At 70.8% G+C, this 25,987-nt stretch carries 24 protein-coding genes; 16 read left to right on the top strand and 8 right to left on the bottom strand.

The window, feature by feature from the left end; all coding sequences use genetic code 11:
* Window positions 1-66: 66 nt before the first annotated feature.
* The 3 genes from AC4FS1_RS06610 to AC4FS1_RS06600 all read right to left on the bottom strand — a co-directional run bounded on the left by AC4FS1_RS06610 (window position 67) and on the right by AC4FS1_RS06600 (window position 3,203).
* Window positions 67-1,728, bottom strand: coding sequence for a Mur ligase family protein (locus AC4FS1_RS06610; RefSeq protein WP_491153527.1), 1,662 nt, complete (start codon window positions 1,726-1,728; stop codon window positions 67-69).
* 74 nt (window positions 1,729-1,802) lie between these two features.
* Window positions 1,803-2,498 carry a DUF1775 domain-containing protein gene (locus AC4FS1_RS06605; RefSeq protein ID WP_491153526.1) on the bottom strand — a complete coding sequence of 232 codons (696 nt, stop codon included), beginning with the start codon at window positions 2,496-2,498 and terminating at the stop codon, window positions 1,803-1,805.
* 99 nt (window positions 2,499-2,597) lie between these two features.
* On the bottom strand, window positions 2,598-3,203 hold the full coding sequence (locus tag AC4FS1_RS06600) for a hypothetical protein (protein ID WP_491153525.1): 606 nt from the start codon (window positions 3,201-3,203) through the stop codon (window positions 2,598-2,600).
* 72 nt (window positions 3,204-3,275) lie between these two features.
* Between AC4FS1_RS06600 and AC4FS1_RS06595 the strand changes: the two genes are divergently transcribed.
* Window positions 3,276-4,595 carry a M50 family metallopeptidase gene (locus AC4FS1_RS06595; RefSeq protein WP_491153523.1) on the top strand — a complete coding sequence of 440 codons (1,320 nt, stop codon included), beginning with the start codon at window positions 3,276-3,278 and terminating at the stop codon, window positions 4,593-4,595.
* 6 nt (window positions 4,596-4,601) lie between these two features.
* On the opposite strand, the gene AC4FS1_RS06590 is transcribed toward AC4FS1_RS06595, so the two are convergent.
* Window positions 4,602-6,521: an anthranilate synthase family protein gene (locus tag AC4FS1_RS06590; protein ID WP_491153521.1), complete on the bottom strand. Its 1,920-nt coding sequence runs from the start codon at window positions 6,519-6,521 to the stop codon at window positions 4,602-4,604.
* Between the two features lie 198 nt (window positions 6,522-6,719).
* On the opposite strand from AC4FS1_RS06590, the gene ispG reads away from it, so the two are divergent.
* Window positions 6,720-7,850 carry a flavodoxin-dependent (E)-4-hydroxy-3-methylbut-2-enyl-diphosphate synthase gene (gene ispG / locus AC4FS1_RS06585; RefSeq protein ID WP_491155662.1) on the top strand — a complete coding sequence of 377 codons (1,131 nt, stop codon included), beginning with the start codon at window positions 6,720-6,722 and terminating at the stop codon, window positions 7,848-7,850.
* A gap of 149 nt (window positions 7,851-7,999) precedes the next feature.
* A complete protein-coding gene (locus AC4FS1_RS06580; RefSeq protein ID WP_491153519.1) occupies window positions 8,000-9,184 on the top strand; it encodes a benzoate/H(+) symporter BenE family transporter in 1,185 nt (394 codons plus the stop codon).
* A 122-nt stretch (window positions 9,185-9,306) separates the two neighbouring features.
* Here the strand turns inward: AC4FS1_RS06580 and pcp are convergent, their stop codons facing one another.
* Entirely contained in the window at window positions 9,307-9,942 is a 636-nt protein-coding gene (pcp, locus tag AC4FS1_RS06575) for a pyroglutamyl-peptidase I (protein ID WP_491153517.1), read from the bottom strand.
* 112 nt (window positions 9,943-10,054) lie between these two features.
* Between pcp and AC4FS1_RS06570 the strand changes: the two genes are divergently transcribed.
* The 3 genes from AC4FS1_RS06570 (at window position 10,055) to AC4FS1_RS06560 (ending at window position 13,110) form a co-directional block, all read left to right on the top strand.
* Window positions 10,055-10,360, top strand: coding sequence for a hypothetical protein (locus AC4FS1_RS06570; RefSeq protein ID WP_491153515.1), 306 nt, complete (start codon window positions 10,055-10,057; stop codon window positions 10,358-10,360).
* Window positions 10,361-10,419: 59 nt separating this feature from the next.
* Window positions 10,420-12,189, top strand: a complete 1,770-nt coding sequence (locus tag AC4FS1_RS06565) for a proline--tRNA ligase (protein ID WP_491153514.1) — start codon at window positions 10,420-10,422, stop codon at window positions 12,187-12,189.
* A gap of 99 nt (window positions 12,190-12,288) precedes the next feature.
* On the top strand, window positions 12,289-13,110 hold the full coding sequence (locus tag AC4FS1_RS06560; RefSeq protein ID WP_491153512.1) for an aldo/keto reductase: 822 nt from the start codon (window positions 12,289-12,291) through the stop codon (window positions 13,108-13,110).
* A 6-nt stretch (window positions 13,111-13,116) separates the two neighbouring features.
* On the opposite strand, the gene AC4FS1_RS06555 is transcribed toward AC4FS1_RS06560, so the two are convergent.
* Window positions 13,117-13,926, bottom strand: a complete 810-nt coding sequence (locus AC4FS1_RS06555) for a DUF1206 domain-containing protein (RefSeq protein ID WP_491153511.1) — start codon at window positions 13,924-13,926, stop codon at window positions 13,117-13,119.
* A 97-nt stretch (window positions 13,927-14,023) separates the two neighbouring features.
* Here AC4FS1_RS06555 and AC4FS1_RS06550 point away from each other — a divergent pair, with 97 nt between their 5' ends.
* From AC4FS1_RS06550 to rbfA, 5 genes are all read left to right on the top strand, one after another.
* The gene (locus AC4FS1_RS06550) at window positions 14,024-15,871 is read left to right on the top strand and encodes an alpha/beta fold hydrolase (protein ID WP_491153510.1); all 1,848 of its coding nucleotides are present in this window, start codon (window positions 14,024-14,026) and stop codon (window positions 15,869-15,871) included.
* Between the two features lie 103 nt (window positions 15,872-15,974).
* Complete coding sequence (nusA, locus tag AC4FS1_RS06545) at window positions 15,975-16,961, top strand: transcription termination factor NusA (protein WP_491153508.1); 987 nt, start codon at window positions 15,975-15,977, stop codon at window positions 16,959-16,961.
* Between the two features lie 30 nt (window positions 16,962-16,991).
* Window positions 16,992-17,243 carry a YlxR family protein gene (locus AC4FS1_RS06540; protein WP_491153506.1) on the top strand — a complete coding sequence of 84 codons (252 nt, stop codon included), beginning with the start codon at window positions 16,992-16,994 and terminating at the stop codon, window positions 17,241-17,243.
* 93 nt (window positions 17,244-17,336) lie between these two features.
* Entirely contained in the window at window positions 17,337-20,141 is a 2,805-nt protein-coding gene (gene infB, locus AC4FS1_RS06535; RefSeq protein WP_491153504.1) for a translation initiation factor IF-2, read from the top strand.
* A 224-nt stretch (window positions 20,142-20,365) separates the two neighbouring features.
* Entirely contained in the window at window positions 20,366-20,914 is a 549-nt protein-coding gene (gene rbfA, locus AC4FS1_RS06530) for a 30S ribosome-binding factor RbfA (RefSeq protein WP_491153502.1), read from the top strand.
* 24 nt (window positions 20,915-20,938) lie between these two features.
* Here rbfA and AC4FS1_RS06525 read toward each other — a convergent pair whose 3' ends face one another.
* Window positions 20,939-21,805, bottom strand: a complete 867-nt coding sequence (locus AC4FS1_RS06525; protein WP_491153500.1) for an HhH-GPD family protein — start codon at window positions 21,803-21,805, stop codon at window positions 20,939-20,941.
* Between the two features lie 69 nt (window positions 21,806-21,874).
* Here AC4FS1_RS06525 and AC4FS1_RS06520 point away from each other — a divergent pair, with 69 nt between their 5' ends.
* Genes AC4FS1_RS06520 through AC4FS1_RS06500 form a run of 5 tightly spaced genes read left to right on the top strand, consistent with a single transcriptional unit; the run spans window position 21,875 to window position 25,272 of the window.
* Window positions 21,875-22,549, top strand: a complete 675-nt coding sequence (locus tag AC4FS1_RS06520) for a nucleoside/nucleotide kinase family protein (RefSeq protein WP_491153498.1) — start codon at window positions 21,875-21,877, stop codon at window positions 22,547-22,549.
* A complete protein-coding gene (gene truB, locus AC4FS1_RS06515; protein ID WP_491153497.1) occupies window positions 22,549-23,445 on the top strand; it encodes a tRNA pseudouridine(55) synthase TruB in 897 nt (298 codons plus the stop codon). The genes AC4FS1_RS06520 and truB overlap by 1 nt, the downstream gene beginning before the upstream one ends.
* Window positions 23,442-23,810: a hypothetical protein gene (locus AC4FS1_RS06510; RefSeq protein ID WP_491153495.1), complete on the top strand. Its 369-nt coding sequence runs from the start codon at window positions 23,442-23,444 to the stop codon at window positions 23,808-23,810. Before truB ends, AC4FS1_RS06510 begins: the two co-directional genes overlap by 4 nt.
* A gap of 44 nt (window positions 23,811-23,854) precedes the next feature.
* Window positions 23,855-24,292 carry a hypothetical protein gene (locus AC4FS1_RS06505; RefSeq protein WP_491153494.1) on the top strand — a complete coding sequence of 146 codons (438 nt, stop codon included), beginning with the start codon at window positions 23,855-23,857 and terminating at the stop codon, window positions 24,290-24,292.
* Window positions 24,289-25,272 (top strand): bifunctional riboflavin kinase/FAD synthetase, encoded by a 984-nt coding sequence (locus tag AC4FS1_RS06500; protein ID WP_491153493.1) that lies wholly within the window; start codon window positions 24,289-24,291, stop codon window positions 25,270-25,272. The genes AC4FS1_RS06505 and AC4FS1_RS06500 overlap by 4 nt, the downstream gene beginning before the upstream one ends.
* Here the strand turns inward: AC4FS1_RS06500 and deoC are convergent.
* Complete coding sequence (gene deoC, locus AC4FS1_RS06495; protein ID WP_491153491.1) at window positions 25,266-25,982, bottom strand: deoxyribose-phosphate aldolase; 717 nt, start codon at window positions 25,980-25,982, stop codon at window positions 25,266-25,268. The genes AC4FS1_RS06500 and deoC overlap by 7 nt on opposite strands.
* Between the last annotated feature and the right edge of the window lie 5 nt (window positions 25,983-25,987).

The following is a 25,987-nucleotide window of genomic DNA, read 5'->3' as shown; positions in this document are numbered from 1 at the left end:
CGTGTCTCGCCCGGATCGTCGTTTCTCGCGGGATGGGATGGGACGGGACGGCGCGGGCGGGGCTGGTCAGGGCGCGGGGTAGGGGCGCTCGGGGTCGGAGGATGGCGTCGAATCGGAGGGGTACGGCACGGGCCACGCGGGCTCGGGAACGGGCCAGCCGGCCGAACGCAGAGCGCGACGGGCGAGCTCGCGAGCCGAGTACGGCGTACGCCGCCCGCGGATGTCGCGGTAGTCCTGGTGACCCGGGCCTGCCCAGAGGATGGCATCGCCCTCGCCCACCAGCGCCACAGCCTCGACGATCGCGCGTTCGGGCGGCGAGAACTCGTGGATCTCGGCATCGGGGCGGGCGCGACGGGCACCCTCCCGGAGGGTCGCGCGGATGGAATCCGGGTCCTCGAACCGCGGATGGTGGTCGGTGATGACGAGGATGTCGCTGCCTTCGACGGCCGTCCGCCCCATGTCGTGGCGCTTCGTGGCATCCCGGTCGCCGTCGGCGCCGAAGAGCATGACGACTCTCCCCGGTGTGACCCGGCGCACGGCAGCGAGGGTCTTCTCGAACGCGTCGGGGGAGTGGCCGAAGTCGACGTACACCGCCGGCCCGCGCTCGCCCGAGACCCGCTGCGTGCGGCCGGGAAGGTAGGCGTCGATCCGCCCGCCGTCGAGCGCGGCCACGAGGGCCTCCCACGCGTACCCCGCCTCCAGCAGCATGACGATCGCAAGCCCGGCGTTGGAGGCCATGTGCCGGCCGATCACGGGAACGACGGTGGTGAGGCGACGGTCGCCGGGGCCGGAGAGCGTGAACTCGGTGCCGTCCTGGCGCTCCTCGCGGATCTCGACGATCCAGTCCGCGCTCGAGGCCGCGTCGGGGTCGTCGGCGATCACCGGGGTGGCGACGGTGACGACCGGTATCGCTGCTCGCGCCACGACCTCGGCGCCGGGCGCGGAGTCGAGTGAGACGACGCCGCGGCGTGCGCGGTCGGGCTGGAACAGGGGGAGCTTCGCCTCGAAGTACTCCCGCATGTCGGCGTAATCGTCGAGGTGGTCGTGGGAGAGGTTCGTGAACGCCGCCACATCGAACACCAGCCCGTCCACACGGTGGCGGCTCAGCGCCTGCGCGCTCACCTCGACCGCGACCGCCTCGACACCGCGCTCGCGCATCAGTGCCAGCAGCGCGTGGAATTCGGATGCCTCGGGCGTGGTCAGGCGCGAAACGATGACCTCGCCGGCGATGTGACGCTCGGCGGTGGAGGACAGCCCCGTGACCACGCCCAGCTGACCGAGAATCCCCTCGAGCAGATGCGACACGCTCGTCTTGCCGTTCGTGCCCGTCGTTCCCAGCATCAGCGGCAGATCGTCGTCCTGCCCGGTGCCGTACACCCAGGCCGACAACTCGCCCAGCAGTGCTCGCGGGTGCTCGACCACGATGATCGGCACCCCCGCGTCGGCGGCGATGCGCGCCCCGTCCTCGTCCGTGATAACCGCCACAGCGCCCGCCGCCACTGCCTGGGGGACGAAGTCCGCACCGTGCCGGTTGACCCCGCGGAGGGCCACGAAGGCTTCGCCCGGGCGCAGGTCGGCGGTGGCGAGCGTGATGCCGGACAGCGTCACCCCGTCGTCGGCGCCCTCGACGCGCACGCCGAAGCGGCGCGCGAGTTCGCTGAGGCTCCGGCGGGGCGGACGCTCGGGTCGGAGCACGGGCGGGAGGGAGGATGCGGCGTCGGAAGGCATGGCCGAACCATCCTCTCACCCGGCGCTGATCGACCGGGGGATGTGCCGCGACCGGTGCGGCCGCGGCACATCACTCACGCGCGGCGCCGGTTCAGCGCGACGACCGCGACCACGAGGGCGGTCGCGCCCAGAGCGATGCCGCCCGCGCCCAGCCACAGCGCCATCGTGGGCGGAGCCGCGGTCGCAGCGTCCGCCGCATCCGGGTGGACATCGGCCGAAGCGGAGGCCGCGCCGTCGCGTCCGTGGCCATCCTCCTCGGCGACCGCGCAGACGGCGACGGTCGGGGCGGGCGCCCCCGGCTCTTCCTCGCCTTCGACGGTCTCCTCGGTCCAGGCGGTCGAACCGGTCGTGCACTCCTGAGTCACGGGGAATGCGACGACCGAGTCGGCCAGGTCGGTCGAGAACCGCGCATCGAGGCTCACCTCGCCTTTGATGCCGGATTCGATCGGCTCGACCGCCGTGTACACGACGCGCGTGACGGTGCCGTTGTCGGCCAGTGTGCGCTCGATGGACCATCCGGCCGAGGCGACCGGGACGACGTTGGTGACACCCTCGGGAATGTCCACGGCCAGCGCCGTGGTGGGGAAGTCCTCGCAGCCGTGGCTGAACGAGAACGTCAGCGTCGTCGAGCTCTCCGCGGGCGACGATTCCGGCGTCACGTGGATGTGGGCGGAGGCTGCCAGCGGCGCTCCGACGGCGAGGGCGACGCCGGCAAGCGCGCCCACGAGAACGCGGGTGCGACGGCGCGCAGGCAAAAGGGTGGTGGACATGACTCTCTCTTCACAGTGGGGGTGGATCGCCGGGCGCGCTCATCGGCAGGCGCGCGCGACAACGCGCACCTGCGGGGCGGCGTCGAGCTGCCCAGGCGCCTAGGCGGGAAGGATGGAAGCGAGCGGATGCGGGGGCGGCCCGCGGCGCGATACCGAGCCGGCGCGATAACGCCGCCGCACCACGAACGCGGCGTCGAAGCTTCCGCGCACGAGGCGCGGAACGGGAATGTCCGGAAGGGTGGTGGAGCGGCGCGGGAGGATGCGGGGGAGCCAGTGCACGACGGCGCGCAGGACGTGTTCGCCCCGGGCGACCGCGAGGATCGTGACCATCGCCGCCGCGAGGTGCGCGGCGGTCATCACCGCCCCGCCGCCTGCGGAAACGACCGTGGTCGCCGATTCCCCCAGCACCGGCGCACGGCCGTGGACGTGCGTTGCCGCTGCATCCCACGTGCCCGGATCGCCCGTCACCGTGAAGGCGGCATGGAAGAGCAGCTGGCTTCCGCCGACCGCGAGAGCGGTGCGCCACAGTGCCGGCCGAGCCCCGGCCAGCGCCGTTGCTCCGGGAGCAGCCAGCGCCGCGATGACCGCGCAGAACAGGGGGCTCGGCGCGCCGCCCCCGGCGAGGGTGTGGGATGCCGCAGCCGCCAGGGTCGCGAGCAGCGCGAAGGTGCCCCCGCGTAGCGCCCGGGCCGACCGCGTGTTCACCGTCCCAGGCTAGAGGAACGCCCACGCAGCCCCACGGCCAACTCAAAGGCGCGCGGGGGTACCGTGATCGGCGTGACGGTTCTCCTGTTCGTGCTGGGTGTCGTGCTGCTCGTCGTCGGGCTCGCCGTGTCGATCGCGTTGCACGAGATCGGCCACCTCGTTCCGGCGAAGCGCTTCGGCGTCCGGGTCGGCCAGTACATGATCGGGTTCGGCCCGACGCTATGGTCACGACGGTTCGGTGAGACCGAATACGGCGTGAAGGCCATTCCGTTGGGGGGCTACATCTCGATGGCCGGGATGTATCCGCCTTCGCCGCGCGAACGCGAGGCTGCTCTGAGCGGGGAACGGTCGGGACGCGCCGGCGGCGGGTTCTTCGCGACCATGGTCCAGGATGCTCGCGCCGCGAACGACGAGACCCTTGCCGGGGACGACGATTCCCGGGTGTTCTACCGTCTCCCGGTCTGGAAGCGCGTCGTGATCATGCTCGGCGGGCCGTTCATGAACCTCGTGCTGGCGATCATCCTCTTCGCCATCCTGTTCAGCGGTATCGGACTGTCCACCGCGACGACCACGATCGCCTCCGTCAGCGAGTGCGTGATCCCCGCCGACGCCGACCGCACCGAGTGCGCGACGTCGGATCCGTCGGCACCGGCCGCGGAGGCGGGCATCCGGCCCGGCGACGTGCTCGTGTCGATCGACGGAACGGATGTCGCCACGTTCGCCGAGGCATCCGCCCTCATCCAGGAGGCGCCCGGCCGGCCCCTCCGCGTGGTGCTCGAGCGCGACGGCGAAGAACGGTCGTTGACCGTCACGCCGGTCGCCACAACCCGCGAGGTCGTCGGTGAGGACGGACAGGCGGTCATGCGGGAGGTCGGGTTCGTCGGCGTGGGACCCCAGGTCACGCGCGTCCCGCAACCGCTGTGGGCAGGTCCTCAGGCGGCGTTCGAGAACGTCGGAGCCGTCGCCGGGATCATGACCCAGCTGCCCGTGCGCGTGTGGGACACCGCCGTCGATCTCTTCACGGGTCAGGAGCGCGACCCGAACGGTCCGCTGAGCGTCGTGGGCGCCGGCCGGCTGGCGGGGGAGGTCGCTGCGACGGATGCGCCGGTCCTCGACCGCGTCGCGAGCCTCATCGGTCTTCTCGCATCGCTGAACATCGCGCTGTTCGTCTTCAACCTCATCCCGCTCCTGCCGCTGGACGGCGGGCACGTCGTCGTTGCGCTGTGGGACGGCCTCAAGCGCGCGTGGGCGAAGATCTTCCGTCGTCCCCCGCCGCGCCCCGTGGATGCGACCAAGCTCGTGCCGGTGACGTTCGTGGTGGTCGTGCTGCTGATCGGGATGGGCGGCATCCTCATCCTCGCCGACCTGTTCAACCCCGTCTCCCTCTTCTGACCGCGGTCAGGAGAGCGCGTGGGAGAGGAGGCGCTCGAGCGTCCGCATGCCGTCGCGGGAGAGGATCGACTCGAGGTGCCCCTGGACCGAGGCGAAGCCCGGGCCGCGCAGCGCGTAGACGTCGCCGGTCGAAGGATCGGCCGCGAGCTCGGCCTCGCCCGCGCGCGTGGTCCCGGCGGGTACGCGCGCGGTGAAGGTGTTGTAGAAACCGATGGATGCGGGCTCCCCGAACACGTCCACGCTCAACTGCAGACCCTGGTGGGGGCGGTCCAGCGGCGCCAGGTCGATCCCCATCGAGTCCGCGAGGATCTGGTGACTCAGGCACACGGCCAGGAGCGGCTGCCCCGACGCGCGCCGCCGCGCGACGACGTCGCGCATGCGCTGCATCCGCGGGCTGTCCGCGTCGCGGGGGTCACCCGGGCCGGGGCCCGACACCACCACTCCGGCAGCGGCGAGCTGGTCGTCGGTGACGTCCGACCACGGCGCGATCGTGACGTCGAAGCCGAGGTGGCGGAGCTGATGGGCGAGCATCGTGGTGAACCGGTCTTCCGCGTCGACCACGAGCGCGTCACGCCCGGCGAAAGGGCCTGCGGGTGCGGTGTCCTGCGGCTGCATCCAGAACGCTGCGAGACGGGCGTTGCGCGAGGCGAGGAGCTCGGCGATCGCCGGGTCATCGGCCAGCGCCGGGCGGCCGCCGGCCGGAGCATCCGGGTCGGGCGCGGGAACGTCGCGGGGGATCGCTCCGATCGCCCCGAGCACGCCGGCGGCCTTGCCATGGGTCTCGCTGACCTCGCCGTAGGGGTCGGAGTGGCGCACCAGGGTCGCCCCCACCGGGACGCGCAGGCGGCCGTCGACGAGGTAGGCCGTGCGGATGAGGATGGGCGCGTCGAGTTCGTGTGTCGCCGCGGGCTGCGAATCGGGCCCTGAGTCCGTCGCCGGGTCAGCGGGGGTGAACAGCGCCGCGACGCCGGAGTAGTAGCCGCGCGGTGTCGTCTCGTGCCGCGCGATGACCGTGCAGGCGTTCTGCATCGGCGACCCGGTCACCGTCGGGGCGAACATCGTCTCGCGAAGGATGTCGCGCGGGTCGAGCTTGCTGCGTCCGCGCAGCATGTACTCGGTGTGGGTGAGGCGCGACATCTCCTTGAGGTGCGGCCCGGTGATGCGGCCGCCATCCGAGCACACCGCCGACATCATCTTCAGCTCCTCGTCGACGACCATGAAGAGCTCTTCGGTCTCCTTGGTCGACTCGAGGAAGGTCGTGAGGGTCTCGGCCGTGGCACCCCCCGCGGGATGGCGGAAGGTTCCCGAGATCGGGTTCATGGTGACGACCCCGTCCCGGGCGCTCACGTGCGCCTCGGGACTCGCACCTACGGCGATGTGACCGTCGGTGACGATCGCGAACGTCCAGTACGCCCCGCGTTCGTGCTCCAGCAGCGCGCGGAACCAGGTCAGCGCCGCCACCCGGGGATCGGTGTCCACGGTGGCGGTGAAGTCGCGCCGGATGACGAAGTTCGCGCCCTCGCCGCGACCGATCTCCTCCGCGATCACGCGGCGGACGATCCCCGCGTACTCCTCATCGCCGATGTCGAATCCCGCGTCACCCAGCCGGACGGATGCGGTGGGCAACGCAGCGACGACCCCGTCGCGGGCGAGCGTGTCGTGGCGGTCGACCACCAGGCACCGCAGGGGAGCGCCGTCGTCGTGGCTGACGAACCCGCGCTCGCGCACCTGGCGGAAGGGCACCAGGGCCAGCACCTCGCGGCGCCGGCCCGCCGCATCCACCAGTGGGATGTCGGCGAGGAGGGGGACGTCGATGACGTCGCCGGTGAGCAGCTCGACGGTGGAGGCGTCGCGAGCGAGCAGGGCGAAGGGCGCGGTGCCGGTCGCCAGCTCGCGGATGATCTGCGGAATGTCGGGTCGGGTCATCGTCGATCTTTCGTCGGAGGGCGGCCGTCCAACGAAAAAGACCGCCCCGAGGGAGCGGTCTGTTGCGCGAACACACCGCCTAGACGGTGAGCCACCAGGTGCGGTTCGCGGACATGCGCCGAACCTACCACACGGCTCACCGAGCCCCCTCGCAGGCGAGCGGCGTAGGCTGAGGGAGTGCCAGCAGTGAACCTCGGAATGCCGCGGATTCCCGCGGTCCTCGCGCCACGGCGCAAGAGCCGCCAGATCCGGGTCGGCAAGGTCCTGGTGGGCGGAGACGCCCCCGTCAGCGTTCAGTCGATGACCACCACGCCGACGACCAACATCAACGCGACCCTCCAGCAGATCGCAGAGCTCACCGCATCCGGGTGCGAGATCGTGCGCGTCGCCGTGCCGTCGGCCGACGACGCCGAGGTGCTGCCGATCATCGCGAAGAAGAGCCAGATCCCGGTGATCGCCGACATCCACTTCCAGCCCAAGTACGTCTTCCAGGCCATCGACGCGGGTTGTGCGGCCGTGCGGGTGAACCCCGGAAACATCCGGCAGTTCGACGACAAGGTGGGCGAGATCGCCGCCGCGGCGAAGGCGGCCGGCGTATCGCTCCGCATCGGCGTGAACGCCGGATCGCTCGACCGGCGGCTGCTGGAGAAGTACGGCAAGGCCACGCCCGAGGCGCTCATGGAGAGCGCCGTGTGGGAGGCGTCGCTGTTCGAGGAGCACGACTTCCACGACTTCAAGATCTCGGTCAAGCACAACGACCCCGTGATCATGGTGCAGGCGTACCGTCTCCTCGCCGAGCGGGGCGACTGGCCCCTGCACCTCGGTGTCACCGAGGCGGGACCCGCCTTCCAGGGGACCATCAAGAGCGCGACCGCGTTCGGCATCCTCCTGTCCGAGGGCATCGGCGACACCATCCGCGTGTCGCTGTCTGCCCCGCCGGCCGAAGAGGTGAAGGTCGGACACCAGATCCTGCAGTCCCTGAACCTCCGCGAACGCAAGCTCGAGATCGTGTCGTGCCCCTCGTGCGGGCGCGCACAGGTGGACGTCTACACCCTCGCCGACAACGTGACCGAGGGGCTGAAGGACATGACCGTGCCGCTGCGCGTCGCCGTCATGGGCTGCGTCGTGAACGGACCGGGAGAGGCCCGCGAGGCCGACCTCGGCGTCGCATCCGGCAACGGCAAGGGGCAGATCTTCGTGAAGGGACAGGTCATCAAGACCGTTCCGGAGTCGGAGATCGTCGCCACGCTGATCGAAGAGGCTCGTCGCATCGCCGACGACATGGGTCCCGACGCGCAGATCGGCACCGCGCAGGTCGTCACCGCCTGACGCGACCAGGGTCTGCCGCGGGCGGGGTCTGTCGCGGGCGTCTGCCACCGGCCGCGGGAATGTGGCGTCGGGCGAGCGTCCGGAGCTGCCACGGGGTCGCGGGTGGCATCCGGTCGGGTGCCGGCGCATCCACTACCGTCGGGAGTCTGATGACCGACTCCCCGACGGTAGGTGCGCCGCTTTCCCGGCCGATCATCGCGGGCGTCGTGACCGCTCTCGTGGGAACGACGAGCACCTTCGCGGTCGTTCTCACCGGCCTGGATGCGGTGGGCGCGACACCCGCACAGGCCGCCAGCGGACTGTTGGTGTTGTGCGTCACCATGGGTATCGCGTCGATCGTGCTCGCGGGGCGGTACCGCATGCCGATCACCGTGGCGTGGTCGACGCCCGGCGCGGCGGTGTTGGCGGCCACCGGCGCCGTCGACGGCGGGTGGCCGGCGGCGGTCGGCGCATTCCTCGTCTGTGCCGGGCTCATTCTTCTGACGGCGCTGTGGCCCCGGCTCGGCCGCCTCATCGCGATGATTCCGCCGTCCATCGCGCAGGCCATGCTGGCCGGCGTGCTGCTGCCCCTCTGCCTCGCGCCGGTCGGTGGGCTGGTCGCGAATCCGTGGGCGGTGGCCCCGGTGCTCCTCACCTGGCTCGTGTGCGTGCGCTTTCTGCCGCGCTGGGCCGTGCCGCTGTCCTTCGTCGCTGCAGCCGTGGTCGTCGGCATCCACGTCGCGGTGAGCGGGAACGGGGTGCCGGCGACAGAGTTGCTGCCTCGCATCGAACTGACCGCTCCGATGTTCACGTGGGGGGCAGTGGTGGGGCTCGCGCTCCCGCTGTTCCTCGTGACCATGGCGTCGCAGAACGTCCCGGGCGTCGCGATCATGCGCAGCTACGGCTACGCGGTGCCGTGGCGCGGTTCGATGCTGGTCACCGGCGTGGGCACGGCGCTCGCAGCGCCCGCCGGCGGCCACGCGATCAACCTCGCCGCGATCAGTGCCGCGCTCGCCGCCGCTCCCGACGCCGATCCCGACCCGAAGCGCCGGTGGGTCGCGGGCGTGTCGACGGGCGTGACCGCGATCGTCCTGGGCGGCCTGTCGGCCGCACTGGTGGCACTCGTGGTCGTCGCGCCGGAGGCGGTGATTCCGGCCGTTGCCGGGGTAGCCCTCCTCGCGGCGTTCGGTTCGGCGGTGCAGCAGGCCATCGACGATCCGGGGGAGCGGCTGCCCGCCGTGATCACATTCCTCGTCGCGGCGTCCGGGGTCGCCATCGCGGGCATCAGTGCCGCGTTCTGGGCCCTCGCCGCGGGCCTCGTCGTCCGCACCGTCCTGCACGCCGGTCGCCGCTGACGCGGTTCGCGGCCGTGCGGGTTTGCTGATCTGGCGCGCCGTACTCAGGCCAATCGTGCTCGACAGTGCGCTGAGGGGGGTCGGCGCGGCGTATCGCCTGAGTCGGGATGGGGGCGCCGCGCTCAGGAGAGCGTGCCGCCGCGAAGGGCGAAGTCGTCGCGCACGTCCAGAGCGGTGCGCACGGCGAGCTCGAGCGCGCGGACGAGGTCGCCCAGCGGCAGCGACGGTGCTCCGGCCGGAGCCGCACCGTCGGCCCACGGTACGTGAACGAAGCCCGCCCGGGTGCCGGTGCCCGCGGTGGCGTGCAGCACGGCGTACATCACGGCGTTGCACACGAAGGTGCCCGCGCTGTAGGAGACGGATGCGGGGATCCCGGCGTCCGCGATCGCGCCGGCCATCGCTTTCACGGGGAGCGTCGCGAAATACGCGGCCGGCCCGTCGGCGACGACTGGCTGGTCCAGTGGCTGCGCGCCGGCGTTGTCGGGGATGCGGGCGTCGGCAAGGTTCACCGCTACCCGCTCGGGCGTCACAGCGCTTCGCCCGCCCGCCAGACCTGTCGCGATCACGACGTCGGGGGAGTGCTCCTCGAGAAGCTCCCGCATCCGGGACGTCGCACCGGCGAACGTCACGGGCAAGACGTCGGTGATGAGGACCTCCGGCCCGGTCCACCGATCAGCAACGATCCGCACCGCTTCGCCGGAGGGGTTTGATGGGTCGCCGCCGAATGGCGCGAAACCGGTCAGCAGGATGGTCGTCATCGTTCCAGGGTAAGCGGACCACCTCTCCTCCCCAGGAGGCGATTTCAGCGATCGTTCCCCACATGGGACGCGAACCCCACGTGCGGCCCGGGGGGTGCCTACCGTCGGGCAGATGAAACTCTCCCAAAGCATCGTCTGCACCCATGTCCTTACTGGAGCGCGTCCGATCCTCAGGGTCTGGCGCGACGAACGCGACACGATCCTCGCGTGCGGGCGCGGCGACCATGCGCCGGGCAGCATCGACGACTGGGCGCCGGCGCACACCTTTCACTTCACCGCGAACGACCCCGCCCTGGGTGTGGTGCACCAGCTCACGCGGGGGGAGGAGGCCGAACGCGCGCGCGTCGGTGCTCCCTGGCGTCGGCGCCTGACGCCTGACGCGGAGCGCGGACGCGGGGCGCCCTGCGGTGAGGGATGAGGCGAACCCGACTCATTCCGATGGGAGGCCCGCCGCCCCCGCACCTAGACTGAATCCTCGTGGTCACCCGTCTGTCGCACTTCTTCCTCCGCACGCTCCGTGAAGACCCCGCCGATGCCGAAGTCACGAGCCATCGCCTCCTCGTGCGTGCCGGCTACATCCGCCGCAGCGCGCCGGGCATCTTCGCGTGGCTCCCGCTGGGCCTGAGGGTCAAGGCCAAGATCGAGGCGATCATCCGCGAGGAGATGGCCGCCGTCGGCGCCTACGAGGTGCACTTCCCGGCGCTCCTGCCCCGCGAACCGTACGAGGCGTCGGGTCGGTGGGAGTCGTACGGCGACGGTATCTTCCGGCTGCAGGACCGTAAGGGCGCGGACTACCTGCTGGCGCCGACCCACGAGGAGATGTTCACGCTCCTGGTGAAGGACCTGTACTCGTCCTACAAAGACCTGCCGCTGACGCTGTACCAGATCCAGGACAAGTACCGCGACGAGGCGCGCCCCCGCGCGGGACTCCTGCGCGGACGCGAGTTCACGATGAAGGACGCGTACTCGTTCGACTACACCGACGAGGGCCAGGATGCGTCGTATCAGGCCCAGCGCGACGCCTACGAGCGGATCTTCCAGCGGCTCGGCCTCGAGTACGTCATCGTCAACGCCGACAACGGCCTGATGGGAGGCGCGCGCAGCGAGGAGTTCCTGCATCCCACCGCCGTCGGGGAAGACACGTTCGTCCGTTCGGCCGGCGGCTATGCCGCCAACGTCGAGGCGTTCACGACCCTCGTGCCCGAGCCGATCCCGTTCGACGGGCTGCCCGAACCGGTGATCTTCGACTCGCCGAACACGCCCACCATCCAGACGCTCGTCGCCCACTCCAACGCGGTCCTCGATCCTCCGGCCGCCGGCGGGGAGTGGACCGCCGCGCACACCCTGAAGAACGTCGTCCTGGCGCTGAAGCACCTGGACGGCACGCGCGAACTCGTCGTCGTGGGCCTGCCGGGCGATCGCGACGTCGATGACAAGCGCGTCGAGGTGGCCTTCGCGCCCGCTGACGTCGAGCAGGCCACCGAGGCCGACTTCGAGCGGAACCCCTTCCTTGTGAAGGGCTACATCGGCCCGTGGTCGCCCACGGGGCCGGTGCTGGGCGAGGAATCCGCCACCGGCATCCGCTACCTGCTCGACCCGCGCGTCGTCGACGGCACGAGTTGGATCACCGGCGCGAACATCGACCAGAAGCACGTGCACTCCCTCGTGGCCGGGCGCGATTTCACCGCGGACGGATTCATCGAGGTCGCCACCGTCCGCGCCGGCGATCCCGCCCCCGACGGCTCCGGGCCGGTGGAACTGGCGCGCGGCATGGAGATCGGCCACGTCTTCCAGCTGGGCCGGTTCTTCGCCGAGACGCTCGGGCTGAAGGTCCTGGACGAGAACGGCAAGCTCGTCACCGTCACGATGGGCTCCTACGGCATCGGCGTGACCCGCATCCTCGCGATCATCGCCGAGCTCAACAACGACGAGAAGGGCCTCATCTGGCCCGCGTCCGTTGCACCGTTCGACGTGCACGTCGTGGCCACGGGCCGGGATGCGGCGGCCTTCGAGCTCGCCGAGAGCCTCAGCGCCGACCTCGAGGCCGCGGGGCTGGACGTGCTCTTCGACGACCGGCCGAAGGTATCGCCCGGAGTCAAGTTCGGGGACGCCGAGCTGGTCGGCGTTCCGCGCATCGTCATCGTCGGCCGCGGTGCCGCCGCGGGCGAGGTGGAGCTGTGGGACCGGCGCACCGGCGAGCGCGAGGTCATCCCCGCCGCCGACGCTGTCACCCGCCTCTCCGCCTAACCCCCCAACCCGCCGACCGGTACGGACGGTTTTCGTCGCTCTGGCCGCCGCCCCAGCGACGAAAGTCATCCGTAACCATGGGGGAGGTAGCCTGAGCGCGTGGACGGTGGGCCCTGGGTCAGGTTGGCGGACGGGGGACGCATCCCGCAACTGGGCATCGGAACGTACAAGGTGCCCCCGGACGCGACGGCCGCGCTGGTCGACGGAGCACTCCGGTACGGCTACCGGCACGTCGACACCGCGACGCTGTACGGCAACGAGGCGGAGGTCGGTGAGGGGATCCGCCGCAGCGGCGTCCCGCGCGATGACGTCTTCCTCACCACGAAAGTGTGGAACGACGACCAGGGCTATGAGCGCACGCTCCGCGCCTTCGACACGAGCACGCAGCGGCTGGGCTTCGACACGGTCGACCTCTACCTGATCCACTGGCCGATCCCGAGCCTCGACCGCTATGTCGACACCTGGCGTGCCCTCGTGCGCCTCGCCGCGGAGGGCCGGGCACGCTCGATCGGTGTGAGCAACTTCTCGCCCGCGCACATCCAGCGGCTCATCGACGAGACAGGCGTCACGCCGGTGGTCAACCAGATCGAACTGCACCCCCGGTTCCCCCAGACGGAGGTGCAGGCGTGGGACGACGCCCACGACATCGTCACCGAAGCATGGGCGCCGCTCGCCCGCGGCGGTCTGCTCGACGAACCCGTTCTCGCGCGCATCGGCGCGCGGTACGGAAAGACCCCCGCGCAGGTCGTCATCCGCTGGCACCTGGATCGGGGACTGGTGCTGTTTCCGAAGTCCACGTCCCTCGAGCGGATCCGCGAGAACGCCGAGGTGTTCGACTTCTCCCTCGACGCCGACGATCGCGCGGCCATCGCGGGGCTGGAGACCGGCCTGCGCACCGGTCGAGACCCCGACCTGGACTGACCGGCGTCAGACCGACAGTCGCGCGTACCGCGCTCGGAAGACGCTGAACACCCCGTAGGAGACGAAGCCGATGCCGACCGCGCCCCCGAGGACCGGTCCCGCCGGCAGGCGCAACAGAGCCTGCACCGCCCCGTGCAGGCCCCCGGCAGTATCCGGGCGCACCTCCACGGCGGCGATGACGAGCAACACGCCCACGATCGCGAGGGCGATGCCCTTGGCGACGAATCCCACGACGCCGAGGCCGGCGAGCGCGTGCCCCCACCCGCTGCGGGGGAATTCGACCTTGGTGCGGAAGGACCGGCGCACCCCCATAACGAGGAAGGCGACCCCGGCGATGCCGACCCCCAGCCCCGCCGCGCCCAGAAGAATGGGGCCTCCCGCCACGGCGAGGACCCCCCGGCTGGCCTCCTCCGCGGCGCTCTCGGCGCTCGGGCGCGCGCCGAGAGCGACGGATGCAGCGACCACGCCCAGCGCGGCGAAGACCAGCGCCTGCCCGAGCTCGGACACCAGAATGCCGACGCGCTGCGTCCGCTTCGGGCGTCGCGCACCGATCCCCGCGACGGCATGCCAGGCCGCCAGGGCCACCAAGCCGATCGCCAGCGCCCACAGGAGCGCGAAGCCCCACGGCGCCGACGCGATGGAGCGGAACGCGCCCGTCTGGTCGGCCTCGCCGGAGCCGCCGAAAGCGGCGAGCAGGACGATGACCCCGATCACCCCGTGCATGATCCCGTTGGCCGCATAGCCGGAGCGGGCAAGCGTGCGCAGCACGGAATTGCGCTCGGCGCGGCGCGCGGCCGACCGCACGTCGATGCTCATTGGGCGACCCTACCGGGGCCGGCGGAACGCTCCGCGCACTCCCGCCTCGCCCAGATGCCGCCACGTCGGGTCGCTTCCCCCCGCTTACTATGTCCGGATGCCATCCCGCCGACGACTCTCGTCGCGCTGGAGCGCTCTGCCCGACCTCGTCGGGCGCGCTCCCGCGCGCGTGCTGCTGGTCGTGGGGATCCTCATCGTCATCCTCGGCGGACTCATCGTCACCCGGCCGCTCACCTCCCTGCTGCTCCTCGGGCTGTACGTCTCGCTCAGCGCCATCGGCACCGGACTCGTGGAGCTCGTCTCCCGGCACCGGTCGCCGCGCTGGTGGACGCGGCTGTTCGCCGTGGCGTGGATCGCCGGCGGCGTGCTGGTCCTCGTCTGGCTCGGGCGGAGCCTGGATCTGCTGCCATCGGTGCTGGCGACCTTCCTCATCGTCGGGGGTCTGGCCTCGGTGGGCGATGCCGTGGCCGGCGGGCGCGCCAGTCAGCGTGTCCTTGCCGCCGCATCCGGTGCCACACAGATCGCCTTCGGCGTCCTCTCGCTGACCTGGCCCGACGTCACCGTCCTTCTCGTCGCTCTCGTCTTCGGGGTGCGCACGGTCGCCTTCGGCGTGACCCTCATCGTCCGCGGGGTGCGCGGGATGCGCGACGCCGGACGCACGCGTCGCGGACTGCCGCGCGTTCCCCTGTCACCCGACCTCCGTCGCGCCCGTCGCCGGACGGCCTGGACCGCGGCCGGCCGGTACGCCCTGGCGTTGCTCCTGGTCGCCTCCGCGACCGGGGGCTGGTGGCTGGATGACTGGCTGGCGGAGGGCGCGCCGGTGGTGGACGCCTTCTACGACCCGCCCGACCGGCTTCCTCCCGGCCACGGTCGGCTCATCCGGTGGGACGACTACCTCGGACGCGCTCCGCAGGGCGGCGAAGTGAGCCGCATCCTCTACACGACGCGGGATGCGGTCAGCCGGCCCGCCGTCGCCAGCGGGCTCGTGATCGTTCCGAACGACCCACCGCCGGGGCCGCGACCGGTGATCGTGTGGAACCACGGCACCACCGGGGTCGCGCAGGGGTGCGCGCCGAGCCTGCGGGATGCCTCGGCAACGCGCTGGTCGATCCCTGCGCTCGAGGAGGCCCTCGCCGCCGGCTGGGTCGTCGTCGCTTCGGACTACTCCGGGCAGGGCGCGCCTGGGACGTTCCCGTACCTCATCGGCAAGGGGGAGGGGCGCTCCTCGCTCGACGCGGTCCTGGCCGCGGCGGAGCTGCCGGGGGTCACGCTCTCACCCGACACGGTCGTCTGGGGCCACTCCCAGGGTGGGCACGCGGCGCTGTGGACGGCGCAACTGGCACCGGAGTACACCCCCGGTGTGACCGTGCTCGGCACAGCCGCCATCGCGCCCGTCGCCGACCCGCTCGCCCTGGCCGACGAGCTGCTGACCTCTGACGCGAATGCGATGCTGTCGGTTTTGACCTCATGGGTGCTCGTCCCCTACGCGGGGACCTACGCGGACGTGCACCTCGAGGACTACGTGGCCGCCGGAGCACGAACGATCGTGCGGGAGATGACACAGCGCTGTCCGACCGAACCGGGCGTGGTCGTGTCGGTGCTCGCTGCGCTCGGGGTCTCGGAGGATCGGCCGCTCTACACCGCCGATCTCACCGGCGGCGCGCTGGGACGCCGGCTGGCGGAGAACGCCGCGACGGGTCCGACGGGCTCGCCGATCCTGGTCGCGTGGGGCCAAGAGGACGAGGTGGTTCCGCCCGCCCTCCAAGACCGGTACATCCAGGGCCTCTGCGAACAGGGGCAGCAGGTGCGCTGGCGGGCCTACTACGGGTACGACCACCTCCGTCCGATCCTCCCGGGATCCCGGTTCCTCCCGGTGCTGTTCGGGTGGACGGAGGGCCTTCTCGACCGCTCACCGCAGCTGCTGGATGACTGCGGGCGCCGCTGATTTCAGGGGTCTCGCAGACGCGACGCAGGTGCATCCGGTAACGTTCTGTGGTTGCCGGTGCGTTCTCGTGCCGGGTGAGAGCTGAATAACGGAGGGCCCCACGGTGGACATCGATCTTGGACTACTGAAGACGATCGAGCGTGAAAAGGAGATCCCCTTCGACGAACTTGTGAGCATCATCGAGCAGGCGATCCTCACCGCATACGGAAAGCACACCACGGCCACCGGAGCCGTCCCCGAAGGCGCTCGCGCGGTACTCGACCGCAAGTCCGGCCACGTGGCCATCTTCACCCCGCTCCTCGACGACGAGGGTGCGGTCATCGGCGAGGAAGAGCAGACGCCCGAAGACTTCGGACGGATCGCAGCCTTCGCCGCCAAGCAGGTCATCAGCCAGCGCCTCCGCGACATCGCCGACGACGCCGTGCTCGGTGAGTTCCGCGGCAAGGAGGGCGACATCGTCGCGGGCGTCGTGCAGCAGGGGCCGAACCCCCGCATGGTGCACGTCGACCTCGGCTCGGTCGAAGCCATCCTCCCGCCGGAAGAGCAGGCACCGGGGGAGTCCTATCCGCACGGATCCCGCCTCCGCGTCTACGTGACCTCGGTCTCGCGCGGTACCAAGGGCCCGTCCATCACCGTGTCACGAACCCACCCGGGCCTCGTGCGGAAGCTGTTCGCCCTGGAGGTTCCCGAGATCGCGTCGGGCCTGGTGGAGATCGTCTCCCTGGCCCGCGAGGCCGGCCACCGCACGAAGCTCGCGGTCAAGGCGAACGATCCCACGATCAACGCCAAGGGTGCGTGCATCGGCGAATTGGGGCGCCGCGTGCGCGCCGTGACCGAAGAGCTCGGCGGGGAGAAGATCGACATCGTCGACTACGACCCCGAACTCGCACGCTTCGTGGCCAACGCGCTGTCACCGGCGAAGGTGACGTCCAGCTTCATCCTGGATGCGACGACCAAGGCCGTGCGCGCGCTCGTCCCCGACTACCAGCTGTCGCTGGCGATCGGCAAGGAAGGCCAGAACGCTCGGCTCGCAGCCAAGCTCACCGGCGCGAAGATCGACATTCAGCCCGATTCGATCCTCGAGGACTGACGGATCGAGCGCACAGGCCCGAGGTGTAGAATGGATGCGGTACGAACGTGCGTCGGATGTCGCACGCGCGCACCCCGTGCCACGCTCCTTCGGGTCGTGGCCGTTGATTCGGTCCTCGTTCGCGACGACCGGGCGACGATGCCGGGGCGTGGCGCGTGGGTACACGAGACGGACGCGTGCGTGGATCACGCCCTACGGCGCCGCGCCTTCGTCCGCGCATTACGTGTGTCGGGTCCTCTCGACACGCAGACCTTCGAAATGACCCTCCAGCGAAACGGCTGAACGGCTATGGACACAAAGTGAACGGCTCGAAATGAGTCCCGTCCGCAAGTAACGGTCTGCCCTGTCCGGGGTAGGCCCCCAGACAGGAGAATTGTGGCAAAACCACGCGTACACGAGATCGCTTCCGAACTCGGCGTCGACAGCAAGGTCGCTCTCGCGAAGCTCAAGGAGCTCGGCGAGTTCGTCAAGAGCCCCTCGTCCACCATCGAGCCGCCGGTGGCTCGCAAGCTCCGGGCCGCGCTCTCGGCTGATGGTGCCGCTCCGGCCCCGACAGCCGCATCCGCCGGCCCCGCGCGTTCCTCGGCCAAGCCCGGACCTTCCCGTCCGGCGGCTCCCGCGCGCCCGGCGGCCCCGGCCGCCAGCGCCCCGGCAGCCCCTGCCGAAGCCGCTCCGGCTCCGGCGGCACCCGCGGCGCCCGCTCCGTCAGCGCCGGCTCCGGCAGCGCCCGCTGCGGCAGCGCCCGCTCCGGCACCGTCGGCCCCCGAGGCGTCCGCGCCTTCGGACGCCGCTCCGGCAGCTCCCTCCGGCGCGCCTCGGCCCGGCCCCGCCGCCCCGCAGGCACCGCGTCCGGGTGGTGCACCGCGTCCGGGTAACAACCCGTTCTCGTCGCAGCAGGGCATGGGCCAGCGTCCCGCCGGTCCGCGTCCGGGCAACAACCCGTTCTCCTCTCAGCAGGGCATGGGCCAGCGCCCGTCGCCCGGCAACATCCCCCGTCCGCAGGCTCCGCGTCCCGGTGCCCCGCGTCCGGGTGCTCCGCGCCCCGGCGGCGCAGGTCGCCCCGGTGGTGGCGGTCGTCCGGGTGGTGCGCCCTTCCAGCAGCGTCCCGGCGGTCCCGGTCGTCCCGGTGGCGGCGGTGGCTTCGGCGCTCCGCGTCCGGGTGCTCCGGCCGGCGGTGGTTTCGCCGGCCGTCCCGGTGGCGGCGGTGGCCGCGGCCGTGGCCCCGGCGGTGGCACCGCGGGTGCCTTCGGTAAGGGTGGCGGCAAGTCCAAGCAGCGCAAGTCGCGTAGGGCGAAGCGGCAAGAGTTCGAGATGCGGTCGGCGCCCGTCGTCGGCGGCGTCAATGTCACCAAGGGCAACGGAGAGATCATCCGGATGCGCCGTGGGGCGTCCATCTCGGACTTCGCCGACAAGATCGAGGCCCTGACCGGCTACACGGTCCAGCCCGGCACGCTCGTGACGATCCTGTTCAACCTGGGTGAGATGGCCACGGCCACCGAATCGCTGGATGAGGCGACGTTCGAGGTGCTCGGCGGCGAGCTGGGTTACAACATCCAGATGGTCTCGCCCGAGGACGAGGACAAGGAGCTCCTGGAGGGCTTCGGTCTCGACCTGGAGGCAGAGCTCGAGGCCGAGAGTGAAGACGACCTCGAGATCCGCCCGCCCGTCGTGACCGTCATGGGTCACGTCGACCACGGTAAGACGCGACTGCTGGACGCCATCCGCCAGACCAACGTGGTCGCGGGCGAAGCCGGCGGCATCACGCAGCACATCGGTGCGTACCAGGTCTGGACCGAGCACGAGGGCATCGAGCGCGCCATCACCTTCATCGACACACCGGGTCACGAGGCGTTCACCGCCATGCGTGCCCGTGGTGCGCAGGTGACCGACCTCGCGATCCTGGTGGTCGCCGCCGACGACGGCATCATGCCGCAGACGGTGGAGGCCCTCAACCACGCTCAGGCGGCGAACGTGCCGATCGTGGTCGCGGTGAACAAGATCGACAAGGATGACGCGAACCCCGCGAAGGTGCGCCAGCAGCTGACCGAATACGGTCTCGTGGCCGAGGAGTATGGCGGCGACGTCATGTTCGTCGACGTGTCCGCGCGCAACAACATCGGTATCCAGGATCTTCTGGATGCGGTGCTGCTGACCGCTGACGCCGGGCTCGACCTCACGGCGAACCCGAACAAGGCCGCACGCGGTGTCGCGATCGAAGCGAAGCTCGACAAGGGACGCGGATCGGTCGCCACGGTGCTCATCCAGTCCGGAACGCTCCGCGTCGGTGACGCGATCGTCGCGGGCACGGCCTACGGCCGGGTTCGTGCCATGGCGGACGAGAACGGCGAAGCCGTTCTGGAAGCGTGGCCGTCGCGTCCCGTGCAGGTGCAGGGTCTGAACTCCGTGCCCCGCGCCGGTGACACGTTCATCGTGACCGAGGAAGACCGCCTGGCCCGTCAGATCGCCGAGAAGCGTGAAGCGGCCGAGCGCAACGCCCAGCTGGCCAAGGCTCGCAAGCGCATCTCGCTCGAGGACTTCACCCGGGCTCTCGAAGAGGGCAAGGTCGAGTCGCTCAACCTCATCATCAAGGGTGACGTGTCCGGTGCCGTCGAGGCGCTGGAGGAGTCGCTCCTCAAGATCGAGGTCGACAACAGCGTGCAACTGCGGATCATCCACCGCGGTGTCGGCGCCATCACGGAGTCGGACATCAACCTCGCGACGATCGACAACGCGATCGTCATCGGGTTCAACGTCCGCCCCGACACGAAGGCGCGTGAGCGTTCTGCCCGCGAGGGTGTGGATGTCCGGTTCTACTCCGTCATCTACAACGCGATCGACGATGTCGAGCAGTCGCTCAAGGGTCTGCTCAAGCCGGAGTTCGAAGAGGTCCAGTCGGGTGTCGCCGAGATCCGCGAGGTGTTCCGCTCCTCGAAGTTCGGCAACATCGCCGGTGTCATCGTCCGCTCCGGAACGATCACGCGCAACGCGAAGGCGCGCGTCATCCGCGACGGCGTCGTGCTCGCCGATGGCCTGGCCATCGAGTCGCTGCGCCGGTTCAAGGACGACGTCACCGAGGTGCGTACGGACTTCGAGGCCGGTATCGGACTCGGTAGGTTCAACGACATCCAGATCGGTGACGAGATCGAGACGACCGAAATGATCGAGAAGCCGCGAGGCTGATTCCAGAGAGGCCCCGGGCTGCGGCTCGGGGCCTCTTCGGTTTCCGACCGGGCCGGGGTTCGGCCACTGCTCCGGGGGTTGAGGATTCGGATGTCCCGCCTCCGCGAGAGAGGGGCCCCTACCCCGATCGCTCCGGCGGAACATCCGAATCCTCGCCGGGGCAGGAATGACCCATAGCGAACGTGGTAGGAAACACCATCACGGTGTGAGAGGGAGTAGAAGACATGGCATCCGAACGACAGGCACGAGTGGCCGACCGCATCCGCGTGGTGCTCGCTGAGCGGCTCGAGAAGGGGCTGCGCGACCCGCGCCTCGGTTTCGTCACCATCACCGACGTCAAGGTGACCGGCGATCTGCAGCACGCTTCGGTGTTCTACACCGTCATGGGCGACGAGGCGCTCCGCGCCGACACGGCAGCCGCGCTGAAGTCGGCGACGGGGATGCTGCGCTCCGAGGTGGGGAAGCATCTCAACACCCGGCTGACGCCATCGCTCGAGTTCTTCCTCGATGCGATCCCCGAGAACGCCGACCACATCGCGGCGCTGCTGCGGGAGGCCCGCGAACGCGATGAGGCCGTCGCGGCCCTCGCCGCCGCGGGGAATTACGCCGGTGACGCCGACCCCTACGTCAAGCCGAAGGACTTCGACCAGGTGGCGGAGGAGGCCGACGACGAGGATGACGCGGACGACGCGGAAGCGGACGACGCCGACGCCGATGCCGCGGAAGCGGATGACGCCGACTCGGTGGACGCGGACGACCTTTCCCGGTCCTGACCCGCTGACCGAGGCCGCCCGGCTTCACCGGGGGAGGCGCAGCAGTTCCTCCCCGGCTTCGGCCAGACCGTCCGCGATCAGCGAGTCGATGGCCCGGTCGCGCTGCTGCGCGTCGGGCCACTCCACCAGCACTTCGTCCAGGCGAAGGGGCGAGGGCGCAGCATCCCGCAGCGACTTGAGCACCGCGCCGCGCGCGTGGCGGTCGCTGCCCTCGTAGCGCGCCTGCCGCCGGCGCCGGTCTGCCGAGGGCGGGTAACCCGCCGCCCGCCACGCGCAGGCGTACGCGATCGGGCACGCATCACAGCGGGGCGACCGTGCCGTGCAGATCGTGGCACCCAACTCCATCACCGCGGCGTTGACGACCGTGGATGCGGTGACATCGTCCGGGAGGACGGCGGTCATCTCCTCCAGGTCGCGCCGCGAGGGCGGACCGGGCTGGGCGCGACCGGCCACCGCGCGGGCGAGCACACGACGGGTGTTCGTGTCGACCACGGGGTGCCGATCGCCATACGCGAAGACGGCCACCGCGCGTGCGGTGTAATCCCCGATGCCCGTCAAGGACAGGAGCGTTTCCACCTCGCGCGGCACGATGCCGTCATGTCGGTCGCGGATCTGCACGGCCGCGCGGTGCAGCCACAGCGCGCGGCGGGGATAGCCGAGGTTCGCCCATTGCCGTACGGCCTCGGACGGCGGGTCGGCCGCCAGTGCCGTCGGCGTCGGCCACCGCGACAGCCATGCCTCCAGATGGGGGATGACGCGAGCCACCGGTGTCTGCTGCAGCATGAACTCGCTGACGAGCGTGCCCCACGCGCCGAACCCGGGCCGGCGCCACGGCAGGTCGCGCGCGTTCGTGCGGTACCAGGCCTGGAGAGGCGCCGCGAGGTCGGGCATACCGTCCAGCCTACGAGCGCCAGGGCGTCGCCGTGCCGAGGGGGGAGGCGAGGCCCGTACCCTGGAAGGGTGCGGCTCCCCACCACTCCCGCGGTCTCCCTCCTTCGCGAACTGCGCGACGAGGTGCGCCTGCACTATCGCGCCGGTCGCGTGATCGTCGCCGTGGATGGCGTCGACGGTGCCGGCAAGACGGTCTTCGCCGACGGTCTCGCCGACGTGTTCGCGGAGGAGGGGGGAGCGGTGTTCCGCGCGTCGATCGACGGGTTCCACCGTCCGCGCGCAGAACGGTATGCGCGAGGTCGCACGTCGCCGGAAGGCTTCTACCGTGACTCCTTCGACTACGCGACCTTCCGCCGCGTGCTCATCGACCCGTTCCGCACGGGCGGAAGTACCGGGTTCCAACTGTCGGCGTTCGACGCCGCCCGCGACGTGCCGGTTCCATCGGAATGGGTGACGGCTCCGCGCGACGCCGTCCTCGTCGTCGATGGGGTGTTCCTGCACCGGCCGGAGTTGCGGGGCCTGTGGGACTGGTCGGTGTGGCTGGAGGTGCCCTTCCGCGTGTCCTACGCCCGCATGGCGGTGCGGGACGGCAGCGACCCGGATCCGGACGCCCCCGCCAACGTCCGGTACCGGTCCGGTCAGGCTCTCTATCTCCGCGAAGCCGACCCGCGGAAGGCGGCGTCGGCGATCGTGGAGAACTCCGACCTGGCTTCTCCCGTGCGCATCTTCGGGGACTTCTGCTGATGGTGGCAAGCGGCATCCTGCTCGTGGACAAACCGGCGGGCATCACCAGCCACGATGTGGTCGCCCGCGCCCGGCGGGCGCTCGGCACCCGGAAGATCGGTCACGCCGGGACGCTGGATCCGATGGCGACGGGACTGCTCGTGTTGGGTGTCGAGGGTGCGACACGCCTTCTCACCTTCCTCGTCGGAGCGGACAAGACCTACACCGCGACCATCAGGCTGGGGGAGAGCACCGACACGGATGACGCCGACGGCACCGTGTCCGAACGTGCCGATGCCGCAGCGCTCGACGTCGTGGACGACGCATCCATCGCCCGCGGCGTGGCCGATCTCACCGGGGCGATCTCCCAGATCCCCAGCCGTGTGTCGGCGATCAAGGTGCAGGGCCGACGCGCGTACGACCTCGCCCGCGCCGGCGTGGAGGTGGCACTGGCCGCGCGTGAGGTGACCGTCAGCCGCTTCGATGTGCTCGCGACGCGCCGATCGGCCGGACACATCGACGTCGACGTCGTCGTGGACTGCTCCAGCGGCACGTACATCCGCGCTCTCGCCCGCGACCTCGGCGCCGCGCTCGGGGTGGGCGGCCACCTCACCGCCCTGCGGCGCGAACGCGTGGGCCCCTTCCCCGTGACGGACGCCACGGACATCGACGCTCTGGAGCCCGAGCGGATGCTGTCTCCTGCTGCAGCGGCGACGACCGTGCTCGGCGCCGTGGCGGTATCGGCGGATGAGGCGCGCGACCTGCGCCATGGCAAGCGTCTCGCCGGGGCCGCGCACCGCTTGGGGGGCGTCCGGGGGGCGGCGATCGATCCTCACGGCGCGCTCGTCGGCATCGTCGAAGCCCGCGGGCAAGACCTGAAGAGCGCCATGAACATGCCGGAGGAGCAGCGCCCATGATCCTCTGGTTCACGATCGTGCAGCTGGTCGTGGCAGGCGTGGCGGGCACGGTCGCCATCATCGCCGGTCTCGCGGGGCGCCGCCCGGGGGATGTCACCGTCGGCGGTCTCGCGCTCATCGAACTACTGCTGATCGCCCAGATCGTCACCGCGATCATCGCGCCGTGGGCGGGCAACCCGCCGACCGGGAGCGCGCTGGAATTCTGGGTGTACCTCGTGTCCGCGGCGCTCCTTCCTCCCGTGGGCGTCGCGTGGGCGCTTGTCGAACGCAGCCGCTGGAGCACGGTCATCATGGGAGTCGCCGCGCTGGCGGTCGCGGTCATGGTGTGGCGGATGCACGTGATCTGGACGGTGCAGATCGCGTGAGACGGGGCGGACCGCGTCACAGCGCGGCCTAGGATTGACAGGTCATGGCAACTCGCACTCCTGGCCGGATGACCGGCATCGGCCGCGTCCTGGTGATCGTCTATCTCGTCATGGCCCTCGCCGCGACCGGTCGTTCCTTCGTGCAGATCGTTCAGCGGTTCGAGGAGGCGCCACTGGCGTACACGCTGTCGGCGGTCAGCGCGGTGGTGTACATCGTCGCCACGCTCGCGCTCGTGTTCGCCGGCCGCCGCACCTGGTACGCGGTGGCCTGGGTGGCGATCGGCTTCGAACTCGCGGGCGTCCTCATCGTCGGGACCCTCAGCCTTATGCTGCCCGAGCTGTTCCAGCATCCGACCGTGTGGTCCCTCTACGGCTACGGCTACCTCTTCGTGCCGCTCGTGCTGCCGTTCCTCGGCCTGTGGTGGCTCGCGGCCCATCGCGTTACCGCTCCCGCCCGCGCGACGGCGACGGTGGCGTCGTGATCGTCTTCCACGACCCCGCCGATGTCCCCTCCGACTTCGGCCCGTCGGTCGTGGCCATCGGCAAGTTCGACGGCGTGCACGCCGGGCACCGTGCGGTCATCGACCGGGCGCGCGTGGATGCTGCCACCGGCGGCGCGCGCCTCGTCGCGGTGACCTTCGACCGGAACCCGCTCAGCGTGCTCCGGCCGGAGGTCCGCCCCGCCGACCTCATCGGGGTGCACCAGAAGCTGGACCTGCTCGAGCGTGCAGGAGTGGATGCCACCCTGCTGCTGACCTTCGACGAGACGCTCGCCGCGCTGACGGCCGAGGAATTCGTGCGCCACGTGCTCGTCGAGGCGCTCGACGTACGCACGGTCCTCGTCGGCCAGGACTTCCGTTTCGGTCGCGGTGGGTCGGGAAACCCGGACCTTCTGCGATCCATGGGCCGGGAGTACGGGTTCGTCGTCGACGTCGTGGACGACGTCCGGGCCATCGACGACGACCGGCGCGTCTCGTCGACCTGGATTCGCGAGCTTCTCGCCGAGGGAGACGTGGAGCGTGCGGCGAAGCTCCTCGGGCGGGCGCCGTCCGTGTGGGGCGAAGTCGTCCACGGTCTGAAGCGCGGGCGCGAGCTGGGGTTCCCGACGGCGAACCTGTCGCCCGACCTGGAAGGGTTCGTCCCTGCGGACGGGGTCTATGCCGGCTGGCTCATCGATGAGGGGTCGTCGGACGGGCTGCGCCCGGGCACACGCTATGCCGCGGCGATCAGCATCGGGGTGAACCCCACCTTCGGCGATGTGCCGGTGCGGCAGGTGGAGGCGTACGTGCTGGACGAAACCGATCTCGATCTCTACGGCCACCGGGTGGAGGTCCGCTTTGCCGCCCGTATCCGGGGAATGGTCGCGTTCGCCGGCATCCCCGCACTCATGGAGCAGATGGCCGACGACGTGGACCGCGTCCGCGCAGTTCTCATCGAGTCGCAGGAGCGCAGCGGTCAGTAGGACGAATCGTCCCGCGCGCCGGACGCCGCTTGCCCGCTCTGAATGGCACGCAACTCGCCCAGGATGGTGGCGCTCGCGCTCGTACCGAGGCGGGTGGCCCCGGCGTCGAGCATGGCGAGCGCGGTGTCCAGGCTCCGGACACCCCCGGACGCCTTCACTTCGACCTCCGGGCCGACGCTCGCCCGCATGAGGCGCACGTCCTCGACCGTGGCCCCGCCGCCGCCGAAGCCCGTCGAGGTCTTCACGAATGCCGCACCGGCGGCCTCCGCGAGGCGGCTGCCGCGGGCGATCTGTTCGTCGTCGAGGTACGCGGTCTCCAAGATCACCTTCGTGATGAGCCCGCCCGCCGCATCCGCCACGGCGTGGATGTCGTCGCGGACCGCGTCATCGAAACCCGAGCGGAGGAACCCGATGTTCACGACCATGTCGACTTCGCTCGCACCGTCGGCGAGCGCCTGGGCGACTTCCGCCACCTTGGCGGCCGTCGATGTCGTGCCGTGCGGAAAGCCGATGACCGTCCCCACAGCCACGCCCGTGCCATCCAGACGCCGCACCGCGTAGGCGATATCGGACGGTCGGACGCAGACGCTGAACACGCCCCACTCTGCGGCGATGTCGAGCTCGCTGTCCACCTGCGCGCGCGTCAGCTCGGGCTTGAGGATGGCGTGGTCGATCGTCGCGGCGAGCTCGCGTTCGGTGATGCGGGGCATGGTTC

The organism is Microbacterium sp. Z12_35 (assembly GCF_058310475.1).
This window is presented reverse-complemented; position numbering and strand designations above follow the sequence as displayed.